This window comes from Bradyrhizobium diazoefficiens, from assembly GCF_016616235.1.
GTDB lineage: Bacteria > Pseudomonadota > Alphaproteobacteria > Rhizobiales > Xanthobacteraceae > Bradyrhizobium > Bradyrhizobium diazoefficiens_H.
In genome coordinates, this window is the sequence record NZ_CP067100.1 from 5,563,498 (window position 1) to 5,578,135 (window position 14,638).

The following is a 14,638-nucleotide window of genomic DNA, read 5'->3' on the forward strand; positions in this document are numbered from 1 at the left end:
TTCGAGCCGCCCCGGAATGACAGGACCGAGGGGGAAACGCACATGCCCGTACCGCAACACATTTTCGAGCCGCCGTTCAACATCATCCGCTCCAGCCACGTCGTGCTCGACGTGACCGACCTGAAGCTGAGCCGCGCGTTCTACGAGACCACAATCGGCCTGCATGTCGAGGATTCCGACGACAAGGTCGTCTACTTGCGCGCCGCCGAGGAGCATCAGCATCACTCGCTGGTGCTGCGGAAAGCGGCGGCGCCGGCCTGCGCCCGGCTCGGCTTCAAGGTCGGCAACGACGGCGATCTCGACAAGGCGGCCGCCTTTCTCTCAAAAAACAGTCTCAACTACGCCTTCGTCAACCAGCCCTTCCAGGGCCGCACGCTGCAATTCACCGACCCCTTCGGTTTCCAGATCGAACTCTACGCGGCGATGGACCGGCGGCCGCATCTGCTCCGCCGCTACGATCTCTACCGGGGATGCCATCCGCAGCGGCTCGATCATTTCAACGTCTTCGCCGCCGAGGTGCAGGACACTGTCGAGTTCTATGCGCGGCTCGGCTTCCGCCTCACCGAATACGCCGAGGAGGACGGACCGAACGGCCGCATTGCCGCCGCCTGGATGCATCGCAAGGGCAACGTCCACGACTTCGCCATCACCAACGGCAAGGGCCCGCGGCTGCATCACTTCGCCTACTGGACGCCGACGGCGATGAACATCATCCATCTCTGCGACGTCATGGCCTCCCAGGGTTTTGTGAAGAACATCGAGCGCGGCCCCGGACGCCACGGCATCTCGAACGCCTTCTTCCTCTACGTGCGCGATCCCGATGGGCACCGCCTCGAACTCTACACCAGCGACTATTTTACCGGCGATCACGACCACGAGCCGCTGCGCTGGTCACTGCGCGATCCGCGCCGCCAGACATTGTGGGGCGCGCCGGCGCCGCGCTCCTGGTTCGAGCAGGGCTCGCCCTTCACGGGCCAGGCCGTGCGCGAGCCGAACTTCGTCGCAGACGTGCTGGTGGCGGATTGAGGAGGCCCCCTCGCCTCGCCACCTATGCCGTCAAGAGGGAAACATGCTACGGCGACCGAGGGCATCGGCTCCTTGTGCAACGGCGTCGCCAACAAGGCCTGACCAACCATCGAAGTGGAATAGCAGAATGAGCACCCTCACCGGCGGCGAAGCGATCGTCAGCGGCCTTGTCGCCCACGCGGTCGACACCGTGTTCGGCCTGCCCGGCGCGCAGGTCTACGGCCTGTTCGACGCCTTCCACCAGGCCCAGCTCAAGGTGATCGGCGCGCGGCACGAGCAGGCCTGCGGCTACATGGCGTTCGGCTATGCGCGCGCGAGCGGCCGGCCCGGCGTGTTCAGCGTGGTGCCCGGCCCCGGCGTGCTCAACGCAAGTGCGGCGCTGCTCACTGCGTTTGGCTGCAACGAGCCGGTGCTGTGCGTCACCGGCCAGGTGCCGACGCAATTCCTCGGCAAGGGCCGCGGCCATCTGCACGAGATGCCGGACCAGCTCGCGACCTTGCGCACCTATGTAAAATGGGCCGACCGCATCGAATATCCCGGCAACGCGCCGACGGTCGTCGCACGCGCCTTTCAGGAAATGATGTCTGGCCGCCGCGGCCCCGCCTCGGTCGAAATGCCCTGGGATGTCTTCACGCAGCGTGCGGACACGGCCACCGCGCAGGTGCTGGAGCCCCTGCCCGCGCCGCTGCCTGATCCCGATATGATCAAGCAGGCCGCCGCGCTGATCAGGGCCAGCAGGGCGCCGATGATCTTCGTCGGCAGCGGCGCGATCGAGGCGGGAGAGGAAATCCTCGAGCTCGCAGAGATGATCGATGCGCCCGTCGTCGCGTTCCGCAGCGGCCGCGGCATCGTCTCCAATGCGCATGAGCTTGGCCTCACCATGGCAGCCGCCTACAAGCTGTGGGCGAACACCGACCTCATGATCGGCATCGGCACGCGGCTGGAATTGCCGACGATGTCGCGCTGGCCGTATCGGCCGGACGGCCTCAAGAGCATCCGCATTGACATCGATCCGGTCGAGATGCGGCGCTTTATCTCCGACACCGCCATCGTCGCCGATGCCAAGGCCGCAACCGCCGATCTCGCCGCCGCCGTGCGCAAGGCAGGTTACAGCAAGACTGCCCGCCGCCGCGCCGCGATCCGCGAGGCGACTGCGACTGCCCTGGCCGAGATCCAGCGCATCCAGCCGCAGATGGCCTATCTCAACATTTTGCGCGAGGTGCTGCCGGCGAACGCGATCGTCACTGATGAATTGTCGCAATTCGGCTTCGCCTCCTGGTACGGCTTTCCGATCTACCAGCCGCGCACCTTCATCACCTCAGGCTATCAGGGCACGCTCGGCTCGGGTTTTCCGACCGCGCTCGGCGCCAAGGTGGCCAATCCCGACAAGCCTGTCGTGGCGATCACCGGCGACGGCGGCTTCATGTTCGGCGTGCAGGAGCTTGCCACCGCCGTGCAGTTCAACATCGGCGTGGTGACGCTGGTGTTCAACAACAACGCCTACGGCAATGTCCGCCGCGACCAACGCGAGCGTTTTGACGGGCGCGTGGTGGCGTCGGACCTGGTCAACCCGGATTTCGTCAAGCTCGCGGAGTCGTTTGGTGTCGCGGCGGCACGTGTGACCGCGCCGGACCAGTTCAAGGCGGCAATGGAGAAGGCGCTTAGCCATGGCGGGCCGTATCTGATCTCGGTCGAGGTGACCAGGGACTCCGAAGTGAGCCCGTGGGCGTTCATTCATCCGCCGAAGCCGTGATCCTCATGGTGAGGAGGCGCGTAGCGCCGTCTCGAACCATGAAAGGCCCGGCTGTTGCATCCGGGCCTTCATCCTTCGAGACGCGCGCGAGGGGCGCGCTCCTCAGGATGAGGAGTTGGATCACCGCGTTCTCCGAAACGTCAGATTGATCCGCTTGCGCCCAAGCAGCGCATGCTCGCCATCAGCGAGCGGCGCGACGCCGTGATAGACGAGCCTGCTGGTCCCGCCCCAGACCACGACATCGCCATGGACCAGACGGAAGCGGCGCGGCTTGTCGCTCCGCGTCAGGCCGCCGAACAGGAACGTCGCGGGCAGGCCGAGCGAGACCGAGACGATCGGCGCGGAAAAATCCAGCTCGTCCTTGTCCTGGTGCAACGACAGCCGCGTGCCGGGCTCGTAGCGGTTGACGAGACAGGCATCGGGCGCGAAGTTTTGGAAACCGCCCTGCTCCGCTGCGCGGCGGGCGAGATCACGGAGCACGGGAGGCATCGCGGGCCACGGCGCGCCGGTTCGCGGATCGATCGGATCATAGCGATAGCCGGTGTGATCGGTGATCCAGCCGCGCTCGCCGCAATTGGTCATCGCCACCGACATCTGATAGCCGCCCGGCGTGGTCATGCGCCGGAACGGCGACTGCGCCACGATCGTGCGCACGGCTTCGATCAGCTCGCTCTCGATCGGCTTGACGAACCCGCGCAGCAGCACGGCGCCGTCGGCGATCTGCTCGCGCGACGGCTGCGTCTCGGCGACGCTATCGAACAAATCAGCCGTCAACCGCCGCGCTCATTCGGCATCATGAAAGATCACACCGAGTGTGTGGCGCTGCCCCGAGCGAATCCGGCTGACGCCATGGCGCATGTTAACGCGGTAGGTGCCGCGCGTCCCTTGCACCGGACGATGATGCACAGCAAAGGCGACAGCGTCGCCCTGCGCCAGCGGAACCACTTCGGCGCGAGACTGCATGCGCGGACGCTGCTCGGTCAGCACGAACTCGCCGCCGGTGAAGTCACGCCCCGGCTCGGAGAGCAGGATCGCGACCTGGAGCGGAAAGACGTGCTCGCCATAGAGATCCTGATGCAGGCAATTGAAGTCGCCGGCCTCATATTGTAGCAGCAGCGGCGTCGGCCGCGACTGGCCTGCCTCGTGGCAGCGCTTCAGGAAGGCGGCGTGCGCGGCGGGATAGCGGATGTCGATCCCCATCGCCTCATTCCAGCGATTGGCGACGCCTTGCAGGTGCGCATAGAGCGCCGGACGGAGGTCAGCGATCAGCTCGGGCAGCGGATAGGAGAAATATTTGTACTCGCCGCGGCCAAAGCCGTGGCGGCCCATGACAATACGGCTGCGGAAGTGCGCATCGTCCGGGTAGAGCGCGGCGACGGCGCGACATTGGTCCGGCGTCAGCAGGCCTTTCAGAACGGCGCAGCCTTGGGAGTCGAGCTCGGCCGTGATTTGCGGCCAGTCGAGGGCATTGACGTGGGTGGCGAGGTCGACGGATGGTTTATGGGATGATTTGCGCGCTGTTGCTGTCATGGCTGCGACTTTCGCAATGCGCCCCCTCTGCCGCCACCCGATTTCCGACTACCTCCCCCTCATTGTGAGGAGCTCTTGCGACGAAGCATCCAGGCTCCCTCCGCGGAACCAGTCTGGATTGCTTCGCTTCGCTCGCAATGACGGCGGAGAGACATCAACCCAACACCGGCAGCGTCACAACGTCATAGCCGTGCTTGATCGTGCGCTTCAGCACGGGATCCTCCAGCTCGAACTCGAAGCGGTCGGCGGGGCGGATGCCGCCCTTGGCCGCAAACGTGCCGCCGAACATGGCGCAGCCGTCGGGGAGCTTGCCACCCGGAAAGCCGCGCGCGATCAGCTCAGTGACCGGCAGCATCGCGTCCAGCGTACCCTCCTGGTAGAGCACGCGCTCGCCGTTGATGGTGGCGTAGGAGCGCAAAATCATCTTGTCCCAATGGCCGATGACGTCCTCGAGCTCCCACAGCGTGGACGCCACCGGCTTGTCGCACATCTGCTTGGAGACGGTGACGCTGTAAGCCTCGACCTTGCGGTCGGTGTGGTCGGAGCCGCAGCCGACGAAGATGCGGCCCTGCCAGCCGATCAGCACGAACTCGACCTCGCCGCTGGAATCGCCGCCGCAGCACTCGATGCTGTCTTCCTGGGTCAGCCGCCGCGCCGAGGCACGGTAGTAGATCGGCGTTGTGGCCGGCCGGGCGATGCCCATGGCTTCCAGCTCCGCGATGTGCTTGTCGCGCGCGATCGTATCGCGGCCGGTCCAGCCGGCGATGACCAGCCGGTCGATCGCCAAGGTCAGCGGGGTGGTGGTGTCCTGGGCGTCGACGGTGAAAGTGAGGTCAAACACGAACAACGGCCTCCATGCCGGCAGCAAGTTCAAAGATACGGCGGTCGGAGCCGCCCGCGCCGGCCAGCATCAGACCGACCGGAACCTCGCCCTCGCGATGGGCGGGCAGCGAGATCGCGCAGCCGTCGATCATGTTGATCAGGCTGCAATTGCGCAAGGCACGGATGTTCTCGCGCGCAAATGCCTGGTCGTCGGCGAGATCGGCGATCTTTGGCGGCGTGTTGGGCGTGGTCGGCAGCACCAGGGCGTCATAGGGCGCGATGCGCGCGTTGACGCGGGCGATCAGCGAGCGGCGTTCGTTGAGGAGATCGATGTAGTCGGCCGCGCTCTGCGCCTCGCCGCGCATGATGCGCACATAGACGCGGGGGTCGTAGACGTCGCCCTTGGCGGTGATGAGATAGCGATGCCAGGCGTAGCTTTCGGAAGCCGCAAAACCGCCCTTGGCATTCATCGGGCCGATGTCGTGGAACTCCGCCATCTCGATGCGTTCGATGATGGCGCCGCGATCGGCAAGCGTCTTCAGCGCACGCGCGAAAGTATCGGCGACGTCCGCATCGAGATCGTCGAGCGCGATCGTGGTGGGCACCGCCAGCCGCATGCCCTGGATCGGCCGCGGCTTCAACGGAACGATCGGCTCATTGGCCAGCACCGCATCGAGTATGGCGCAGCAGCTGACCGATCGCGCCAAGGGCCCGATGCTGTCGAGCGAGAATGACAGCGGCACGGAGCCATCGAGCGGCACGCGGCGCTGCGTCGGCTTGTAGCCGACGATGCCGTTATAGGCCGCCGGAATGCGGCAGGAGCCGCCGGTGTCGGTGCCGAGCCCGCCATGCGCCATGCCGTCGAGCACGGACACTGCGGCGCCTGAGGATGAGCCGCCGGGCACATGGCCTGCGGCGCGGTTCCAGGCGCCTTTAGGTGTACCAAAGTGCGGATTGATGCCGATGCCGGAATAGGCGAACTCGGTCATGTTGGTGCGGCCGATCACGACGAAGCCGGCCTTGCGCAGCCGAGCCACGGCCGCGGCATCCTGTGCGGCCGGCGCAGAATCGTCGAGTGCGCGGGAGCCCGCGCGCGTCACCTGGCCCCTGATGTCGAACAGATCCTTGATCGAGACCGGGATACCGGCATAGCGCGACGGCGCCGCCTTGACCTGGCGCAGGGCATCCATTGCATCCGCGGCCGCCAGCGCGGCGTCCTTGTCGACATGGAGGAAGGTGCGCTGGCCCTCGCCGGCGGGGTCGGCGATCCTGGCGATGCACGCCTCGACCAGCTTGCGGGAGGTGGTGCGGCCGCTTTCGAGGTCTTCGGCCAGCTTCGCCAGTGTCGGAAAATCGGGCATGTCTGTCTCACGGAATATTGCGCGCGCAATCTATAGCGCCAGCTCAGTTCGACACAAGCATTGTGCGCATGATGGCATGCATGCGCATTGCTGGACCGTTGACGCGCCATAGTCGATTGTCGCATCAAGATCGAAACAGGCGGGCGCAAAGGCCTGCCCTTGAGGAGGGCGTTCCGAGATGGCCGAACCGCAGCGCGCGCGACCGAAACCGACGCCGGAGACCCAGCATTTCTGGGACGGCACGAAAGCAGGCGAACTGCGCCTGCAGCGCTGCGATGCCTGCGCGCATGTCTATTTCCCGCCGCGCCCGTTCTGCCCCTCCTGCGCCTCGCGCAAGGTCTCTGTCTTCAAGGCGAGCGGCAAGGGCTTCCTCTACAGCTATGTGATCAACCACCGGCCCGCCGCGCCCGGCTTCACGCCGCCCTACGCCATCGCGGTGGTCGAGCTCGACGAGGGGCCGCGGATGATGAGCAACATCATCGACTGCCCGCAGACGCCGGAAGCACTCGAACTCGACATGAAGCTCGAGGTCGCCTTCGAGGCGCTCGACGACAAGATCACCCTCCCCGTCTTCCGTCCGGCGAAGGGATAGACCATGCGCAAGAACCAGGTTGCCGTCGTCGGCGCGGCCGAGACCACCGAGCTCGGAATCATCCCCAACGCCTCGCAGCTCCAGCTGCACGCGGATGCTGCGCTCAATGCCATTGCGGACGCCGGGCTGAAGCTCTCGGACATCGACGGCTTTGCCACCGCGGTCGAAACGCCGCAGCAGGTCTGCCACTATCTCGGCATCAAGCCGACCTGGGTGGACGGCACCTCGGTCGGCGGCTGCTCGTTCATGCTGCACGTCCGCCACGCGGCCGCGGCGATCGAGGCCGGCCTGTGCAAGACCGTGCTGATCACCCATGCCGAGAGCGGCAAGTCGATGATCGGCAAGCTGCCGCGCTCGACGCCGGCTGATAGCCTGAACGGCCAATTCGAGGCGCCCTACGGCGTCTACGGTCCGCCCAGCATGTTCCCGATTCCCGTGCTGCGCTTCATGAAGACCTATGGCATCACGCACGAGCAGCTGGCGTCGGTGGCAGTCGTACAGCGCGAATGGGCGGCGAAGAATCCGCGCGCAATGATGAAGGACCCGATCACGGTCGCCGATGTCCTCAACTCGCGCATGATCGCCTATCCGTTCCGCCTGCTGCAGTGCTGCCTCGTCACCGATGGCGGCGGCGCGCTGATCCTGACCTCGGCCGACCGCGCCAGGGATTTTCCGCGCAAGCCCGTCTACATCATGGGCACCGGCGAGAGCGTCGAGACGCCGATGGTCAGCCAGATGGAGACGTTCAATTCCTCGCGCGCGTTCAAGACCGCGGGTCCCCTTGCTTTCAAGGAAGCCGGCATCGCGCACGGGGATGTCGACCATCTCATGATTTATGATGCCTTCGCGCATCTGCCGCTGTTCGGCCTCGGTGACCTCGGCTTCATGCCATATGAGGAAACCGGCAAGTTCATCGCGGACGGCAACACGCGCCCGGGCGGAAAGCTGCCGCTCAACACCAATGGCGGCGGCCTCTCCTACATGCATTCCGGCATGTACGGCATGTACGCGCTCCAGGAGAGCGTGCGCCAGATGCGGGGTATCGCGCCGGCGCAGGTGCCGGGCGCGAAGATTTCGGTGTGCCACGGCGTCGGCGGCATGTTCGCGGCCAGTGGCACGATCGTGTTTACGAACGAGAGGTAACGAGCCGTCATTCCGGGGCGATGCGCAGCATCGAACCCGGAATCCATCGTGCAGCAAGCGAGGCGGAGAGATGGATTCCGGGCTCGCGCCAAGAGGCGCGCCCCGGAATGACTGCGGAATTTGGAACGGCTAGCGGAGAACCCACATGAGCAAATCACTGCAAGACAAGGTCATCATTGTCACCGGCGCAGGCCGCGGCATCGGGCGCGAGATCGCGCTGCTGTGCGCTGGCGAGGGCGCCAAGGTCGTCGTCAACGATCCCGGGGTGGCCGCCGACGGCGCCGGGTCGAGCGCGTCACCGGCCGAAGAAGTGGTCGAGGAGATCAAGAAGCGCGGCGGCATCGCGGTCCCCAATTTCGAGTCGGTGGCCGAGGCCGTCCCCGCCAGCAAGATCGTGAAGACCGCCACCGATCATTTCGGCCGGCTCGACGGCGTCGTCAACAATGCCGGCATCTTGCGCGACATGATCTTCCACAAGATGAGCGTGGAAGCGTTCGAGGCGGTCATCAAGGTGCATCTGATGGGCTCGTTCTATGTCAGTCACGCCGCGGCGCGGATCTTCCGCGAGCAGGAGAGCGGCTCGTTCGTGCACTTCACCTCGACCTCGGGCCTGATCGGCAATTTTGGACAAGCCAATTACGCCGCGGCCAAGCTCGGCATCATCGGCCTCTCCAAGTCCATCGCGCTCGACATGGGCCGCTTCAACGTCCGTTCGAACTGCGTCTCGCCGTTCGCCTGGACCCGCATGATCGGCACCATCCCGACCGAGACCGAGGCCGAGAAGGCGCGTGTCGAGAAGATCAAGCAGATGGGGCCGGAGAAGATCGCGCCGATCTGCGCCTATCTGCTCTCCGACGCTGCCAAGGACGTCACCGGGCAAATCTTCGGCGCGCGCATGAACGAGCTGTTCCTGTTCAGCCAGAATCGCCCGCTGCGCTCGGTTCACCGGAGCGAAGGCTGGACACCGCAGTCGATCGCGGAACATGGCATGCCGGCGCTGAAGGGCTCGTTCTACAAGCTCGACCGTTCCGCCGACATCTTCCCCTGGGATCCCGTGTAAGAAAATTCGTCCAGCCGCATTTCCGGCATCCCTGCCCTGCGATCTCCGGTTGTCTGCTCCGGAGATCGCCCCGCTTTATGCCTGAATGCGGGCGAATGGTGGCCCTCCAACAAACTTTGGGAGGAAACCATGACAAGAATACTGACCAACTCCGACGACACGACTGCAACCGGCGGCCTCGGCCGCCGCACGCTGCTCAAGGGCGCGGCAACCGTCGCCGCATCCGCCCTGCTCGCCTCAAGGGCCGACGCCCGCGACTTCGGCGCCAATGCCGAGCCGCAGCGCTATCCCGATCCTGATATCGTCGTCATCGATCCCAAGCGCTTCAAAGCCAAGGTCGGCAACACCGCGATCAAGCGGCTCTACACCGGCTGCCTGTGGGCGGAAGGGCCGGCGTGGAACGCGCAGGGGCAATACCTCGTCTGGAGCGACATCCCGGCCAACCGGCAGCTGCGCTACCTCGACGACGACGGCCACATCTCCGAGCAGTTCCACAAGCCGTCCAACGAGGCCAACGGCAACTCGTTCGACACCGAGGGACGCCAGATCACCGCCGAGCGGACGCGCCTCGTCCGCTACGAGCATGATGGCTCCGTGACGTCGCTCGCGGAGCAGGCCAATGGCAAGCCGCTGAACGGGCCGAACGACATGGTGGTGCATCCCAACGACAAGTCGATCTGGTTCACCGATCCCGGATACGGCGCGATCAGCATCTATGAGGGCAAGCTCGCCAACACCGGCTCGCTGCAACCGTATCAGAAGGAAGCCGTCTATCGCCTCGACGCGCAGTCCGGTCAATTGACCAAGGTTGCCGACGAGCCGTTCAAACCGAATGGCATCGCCTTCTCAAACGATTACAAAAAGGTCTATGTCTGCGATACCGGGATCACGCATTATCCTGAAGCCAAGAACGTGGTGTGGTCCTACGATCTCGACGGCCAGAAGCTGTCGAACCCGAAGAAGCTGATCGACATGACGCTCGACGGCAAGTCAGGCTTCCCCGACGGCCTGCGTGTCGACACCGAGGGCAACATCTGGGTCGGGGCCGGCTGGGTCGGGCCGGGCTATGACGGCGTGCAAGTGTTCGCACCAACCGACGGCGCACGGATCGGGCAGATCCTGCTGCCGGAGACCTGCGCCAATCTTTGCTTCGGCGGCAAGAAGCGCAACCGCCTGTTCATGACCGCGAGCCAGTCGCTCTACGCCGTTTATGTGGAGACGCAGGGGGCGCATTTCTGCTGAGGGCGAAGGCTGGGCCCCTCTCCACCGTCATGGCCGGGCTTGTCCCGGCCATCCACGCCTTGCCACAAACTCCGAAAAACGTGGATGCCCGGGACAAGCCCGGGCACGACGGCTGAGTGTGTGGCGACAGCGTCGCCGACCTACCCCGTATTCCGCAGCCCCGCCGAGATGCCGTTGATCGTCAGCTGAATCCCGCGCAGCACCTGCTCGTCGGGGTTCTGCGCGCGATGCGCCTTCAAGAGCTCGACCTGCACGTGATTGAGCGGATCGAGATAGGGAAAGCGGTGGCGCACCGAGCGCTCCAGCAGCGGATTGCCCTGCAACAGCCGGTTCTGGCCCATGATGTCCAGCAGCGTCTCGATGCAGGAATGCCATTCGCGGCGGATGCGGCCGAAGATTTTTTCGCGTAGCGCCTCATCCGGCACGAGTTCGGCGTAGCGCGAGGCGATCGCGATCGAGCTTTTCGCAAGCACCATGTCCATGTTCGACAGCAGCATGCGGAAGAACGGCCATTCGCTGTAGAGCTCTTTCAGGAACGGCATGCCCTGCTCTGGATGCTCTGCGATCCATTGCTCGACTGCGCTGCCAAAACCGTACCAGCCCGGCAGCATCAGGCGGCACTGCGCCCATGAGAACACCCAGGGAATCGCGCGCAGATCCTCAATCGCGCGGGTCTTCTTGCGCGAGGCCGGACGGCTGCCGATGTTCAGGGTCGCGATCTCGTTGATGACGGTGGACGCCCAGAAGTAGTCGACGAAGCCGTCGGTCTCATAGACCAGGCCGCGATAAGCCCTGAAGGCGAGGTTCGACAGCTCATCCATCGCAGCGAGATATTCGCGGCGCGGCGCGCTTTGGCGTGGCTGCAACAGGCTCGCATCCAGCGTTGCCGCCGCCAGGATCTCCAGATTGTTGCGGCCGACTTCCGCGTTGGAATATTTCGACGAGATGATCTCGCCCTGCTCGGTGATGCGGATCTGGCCGTTCACCGCGCCGCCCGGCTGGGCGACGATGGCGTCGTAGCTCGGCCCGCCGCCGCGGCCAACCGAGCCGCCACGGCCGTGGAAGAGGCGTAAGCGCACGCCATGGCGCTCGAACACGTCGACGAGGCCGATCTCGGCCTTGTAGAGCTCCCAGCCCGAAGTGACGAAGCCGCCGTCCTTGTTGCTGTCGGAATAGCCGAGCATGACCTCCTGCACGCTGCCGCGGCTGTCGACGAGGCGGCGGTAATCGTGCAGCGACAGCATGCGGTCCATGATCGCCGAGGAGGCCTGCAAATCCTCGATGGTCTCGAACAGCGGCACGATGTTGATGGCGCTGCGGCCGGAGGGATGGACGAGGCCGACCTCCTTCAGGAGCACGGCGACCTCGAGCATGTCGGACATGCCCTTGCACATCGAGATGATGCATTGGGGAATCGCATCCGAGCCGAACCGCGCATGCGCTTCGGCAGCGGCATGGAAGACGTTGAGCTCGCCCATGGTCTCGTCGCTGTACTTGACGAAGGGCGAGACCAGTGCGCGCGTCGAGCGCAGTTCGTTGGTGAGCAGCGAGATCCGCGCGTCCTCGCCGAGCGCGAGATAGGACATGCCGGGGTTGGCGGCGTCCATCAGCTCGGCGATGGTGCGTTCATGCACGGCCGAGTTCTGGCGGATGTCGAGCCGCGCCAGATGGAAGCCGAAGCAATCCACCGCGCGGCGCAAGAGCCGCAGCCGGCCGCGGGCGATAACGCGGGCGTTGTTGGAGATCAGCGAGCGGTGCAGCACGTCGAGATCGGCCTGCAATTCCCTGACGCTCTCGTAAGGCTTGCCCTTGCCGACCGGGCGGCGCGTGATCTCGACTTCGAGCTTTTCCGCCGTTGCGGTGAGGCGCGCATAGATGCCGGAGACCGCGAGGCGATAGGGCTCGCCGCTTCGATGCGGCGAAGTGTCCGGCGAGCGTTCCGCGAGCGTGCGCAGCTCCTCGGAGACGTCGGCGAGATGCGCGGCGATCGACAGCTCGGAGCCGAGCACGTGCAGTTCTTCGAGATAAAACTGCATCACGCGGCTCGACTGCAGCCGCAGCGTACCGCGCATCACGTCGGCGGTGACGAAGGGATTGCCGTCGCGATCGCCGCCGATCCAGCTTCCCATGCGCAGGAACGAGGCGAGCTCGTGTGCTGCCTGCCCGCCACCCTCCTCCAGGCGGTCTTCCAGCGCGTTCATCAGCCGCGGCACCTCGCGCAGGAAGGTGTAGTCGTAGAACGACAGGCCGTTGGCGACCTCGTCGAGCACGGTGAGCTTGGTGCGGCGGAGCAGATTGGTCTGCCACAAGGTCAGCACCTCGCGGCGAAGCTGCTCGTCGCTGGCGGCGGCCTCATCCGCGGTCAGCGCGACGCGCTCGCGGCGGTCGAGCAGCGCGGCAACCTCCATCTCGCGGTCCATGGTGCTCTTGCGGCGGACCTCGGTCGGGTGCGCGGTCAGCACTGGGCTGACCAGCGCGTTCTTGAAAAAGTTGCGCAGCGCATCGGGGCCGATGCCCGCGGCCTTGGCCTTGGCCAGCGTCTCCGCCAGCACGCCGGACCCGCCGCCCTTGCCGGCACGCATCTGGCGGATGTTGTTCTGGTCCTCGGCGATGTTGGCGAGGTGGGAGAAATAGCTGAAGGCGCGGACGATCCGCACCGTCTCCGAGATCGACATGCCGTCGAGGATCTGTTCGAGCTCGCGGCGGGCGAGCCGGTCCTCGTCGCGGTGGAACCGGATTGAGGTCTGCCGGATGCGCTCGACCAGGTCGAATACATCGGCTCCCTCCTGGTCGCGCACGGTGTCGCCGAGGATGCGTCCGAGCAGGCGGATGTCATCGCGCAGCCGCGCATCGGCTTCCAGCGCCTGAGCATCCTCGGGGCGATTGGGACGCTGATCGGCGGCGTCGGATGACACGGTCTGGAGGGACATTGGCTCGCTCCCCTTACAAGAGCTCCCTATGGCTCCCCGGCACGGCGGAGTGTGCGATATTTTTCTGCCGCAGTGCAAGATGAACTTGGTGGCGGCGCGGCAGGGTGGCTGGCCGGGGCAGGACGGATCACACACAGCGGCGCGCGCGTTCGCTGGGCGCGATTCGCCCGTCGCTGACCGGGTCTCTGAGCTGAGGGCCAGCAGGCGACGAGTCATCCCTGCCGCTAGGTTCGCGGCGTTGGCTGCGAGGGAGATGGTGTAGCAGAAGGTTGCTGGGGTGGTGTGGGGGGAGATTGCTGCTGGGGGACGGCGACAGGTTGCTGATCGCCGCCGCCATGCGGGACACACGTCCCGACGTTACTCAGCAGCCGTTTGGCTTCAACGTCGCGGGCTTTTTTGTAGTCTCTCCGCCGGTCAATTCTTGCCGCAGCCATGCGATCCCACGCATCGAACGCATCAGAGTAATGCTGTCGCATTTGCTCTTCTGCAGCGAGACAATCACTGAATTTATCGAACACAAGGTCGGTGTTGACGGGCGATACGCCTCCTACCAAGACCACCAACATCCATTTCATCGTTTCCGCCTGGATTCGTGCCCCACCGGGAACGAGGAAGCATAGGCAAAGTTCCCCTCAAGCCGGCACGATTACCTTGCCGATCGGCCAAAGCGCAATGCCGGCGAGCTTCAGATGGGCCCAGGCGAAGGGAATGCCGATGATGGTGACGGCGAGCATCAGCGCGGTCAGGAGGTGGCCGAGCGCCAGCCACCAGCCGGCGAGTACGAACCAGATGATGTTGCCGATCACCCCGAGCGGGCCGCTGCCGATATCGCTCATGCCGGTGACCTCGTCACGGCTGACCGCGCGCGAGCCGAACGGCAGCAGCGTGTAAATGGCGATGTTGAATGCCGCCCGCGCCCAGGGCAGGCCGATGATGGTGACGGCCATGATCACCGCGGCGACCATCCAGCCGAATGCCATCCAGGCACCGCCGATGAGAATCCAGATCAAGTTGAGCAGAATGGATACGGGGGACATGGTTTTATCCGCGGTCAATGACCCCGCCTATATAGGTGCGAAAATCGTCGCTGCGAAGACGGCCACCGGCTGATGTGATTGCCCGAAATGGCATCACCCGCTGTCACTTCATTGAACTGACGCACGCAGCGCCCAGACTGGC

13 protein-coding genes are annotated in these 14,638 nt (G+C 65.1%); 7 read left to right on the forward strand and 6 right to left on the reverse strand.

The window, feature by feature from the left end; translation table 11 throughout:
* Nucleotides 1-42 precede the first annotated feature (42 nt).
* Nucleotides 43-1,026 (forward strand): 3,4-dihydroxyphenylacetate 2,3-dioxygenase, encoded by a 984-nt coding sequence (gene hpaD, locus JJB99_RS26510; protein WP_200495196.1) that lies wholly within the window; start codon nucleotides 43-45, stop codon nucleotides 1,024-1,026.
* A 127-nt stretch (nucleotides 1,027-1,153) separates the two neighbouring features.
* Nucleotides 1,154-2,779: a thiamine pyrophosphate-dependent enzyme gene (locus JJB99_RS26515; protein ID WP_200495197.1), complete on the forward strand. Its 1,626-nt coding sequence runs from the start codon at nucleotides 1,154-1,156 to the stop codon at nucleotides 2,777-2,779.
* A 120-nt stretch (nucleotides 2,780-2,899) separates the two neighbouring features.
* Here the strand turns inward: JJB99_RS26515 and alkB are convergent, their stop codons facing one another.
* The 4 genes from alkB to JJB99_RS26535 all read right to left on the reverse strand — a co-directional run bounded on the left by alkB (nucleotide 2,900) and on the right by JJB99_RS26535 (nucleotide 6,492).
* Nucleotides 2,900-3,553 (reverse strand): DNA oxidative demethylase AlkB, encoded by a 654-nt coding sequence (gene alkB / locus JJB99_RS26520; RefSeq protein WP_200495198.1) that lies wholly within the window; start codon nucleotides 3,551-3,553, stop codon nucleotides 2,900-2,902.
* A 9-nt stretch (nucleotides 3,554-3,562) separates the two neighbouring features.
* On the reverse strand, nucleotides 3,563-4,309 hold the full coding sequence (locus tag JJB99_RS26525; RefSeq protein ID WP_200495199.1) for a 2OG-Fe(II) oxygenase: 747 nt from the start codon (nucleotides 4,307-4,309) through the stop codon (nucleotides 3,563-3,565).
* A 154-nt stretch (nucleotides 4,310-4,463) separates the two neighbouring features.
* Nucleotides 4,464-5,150 carry a DUF2848 domain-containing protein gene (locus JJB99_RS26530; RefSeq protein WP_200495200.1) on the reverse strand — a complete coding sequence of 229 codons (687 nt, stop codon included), beginning with the start codon at nucleotides 5,148-5,150 and terminating at the stop codon, nucleotides 4,464-4,466.
* Nucleotides 5,143-6,492 carry an amidase gene (locus JJB99_RS26535; RefSeq protein ID WP_200495201.1) on the reverse strand — a complete coding sequence of 450 codons (1,350 nt, stop codon included), beginning with the start codon at nucleotides 6,490-6,492 and terminating at the stop codon, nucleotides 5,143-5,145. The genes JJB99_RS26530 and JJB99_RS26535 overlap by 8 nt, the downstream gene beginning before the upstream one ends.
* Nucleotides 6,493-6,670: 178 nt before the next feature.
* On the opposite strand from JJB99_RS26535, the gene JJB99_RS26540 reads away from it, so the two are divergent.
* From JJB99_RS26540 to JJB99_RS26555, 4 genes are all read left to right on the forward strand, one after another.
* Nucleotides 6,671-7,084 carry a Zn-ribbon domain-containing OB-fold protein gene (locus JJB99_RS26540; RefSeq protein WP_200495202.1) on the forward strand — a complete coding sequence of 138 codons (414 nt, stop codon included), beginning with the start codon at nucleotides 6,671-6,673 and terminating at the stop codon, nucleotides 7,082-7,084.
* 3 nt (nucleotides 7,085-7,087) lie between these two features.
* Complete coding sequence (locus JJB99_RS26545; RefSeq protein ID WP_200495203.1) at nucleotides 7,088-8,227, forward strand: thiolase C-terminal domain-containing protein; 1,140 nt, start codon at nucleotides 7,088-7,090, stop codon at nucleotides 8,225-8,227.
* 145 nt (nucleotides 8,228-8,372) lie between these two features.
* Entirely contained in the window at nucleotides 8,373-9,287 is a 915-nt protein-coding gene (locus tag JJB99_RS26550; RefSeq protein WP_200495204.1) for an SDR family oxidoreductase, read from the forward strand.
* Between the two features lie 129 nt (nucleotides 9,288-9,416).
* Entirely contained in the window at nucleotides 9,417-10,529 is a 1,113-nt protein-coding gene (locus JJB99_RS26555; protein ID WP_200495205.1) for an SMP-30/gluconolactonase/LRE family protein, read from the forward strand.
* A gap of 140 nt (nucleotides 10,530-10,669) precedes the next feature.
* Here JJB99_RS26555 and ppc read toward each other — a convergent pair whose 3' ends face one another.
* The gene (gene ppc / locus JJB99_RS26560; RefSeq protein WP_200495206.1) at nucleotides 10,670-13,459 is read right to left on the reverse strand and encodes a phosphoenolpyruvate carboxylase; all 2,790 of its coding nucleotides are present in this window, start codon (nucleotides 13,457-13,459) and stop codon (nucleotides 10,670-10,672) included.
* 317 nt (nucleotides 13,460-13,776) lie between these two features.
* Here ppc and JJB99_RS26565 point away from each other — a divergent pair, with 317 nt between their 5' ends.
* Nucleotides 13,777-14,079, forward strand: a complete 303-nt coding sequence (locus JJB99_RS26565) for a hypothetical protein (protein ID WP_200495207.1) — start codon at nucleotides 13,777-13,779, stop codon at nucleotides 14,077-14,079.
* Between the two features lie 12 nt (nucleotides 14,080-14,091).
* Here the strand turns inward: JJB99_RS26565 and JJB99_RS26570 are convergent, their stop codons facing one another.
* Nucleotides 14,092-14,496 carry a YccF domain-containing protein gene (locus JJB99_RS26570; RefSeq protein WP_200495208.1) on the reverse strand — a complete coding sequence of 135 codons (405 nt, stop codon included), beginning with the start codon at nucleotides 14,494-14,496 and terminating at the stop codon, nucleotides 14,092-14,094.
* Nucleotides 14,497-14,638 lie beyond the last annotated feature (142 nt).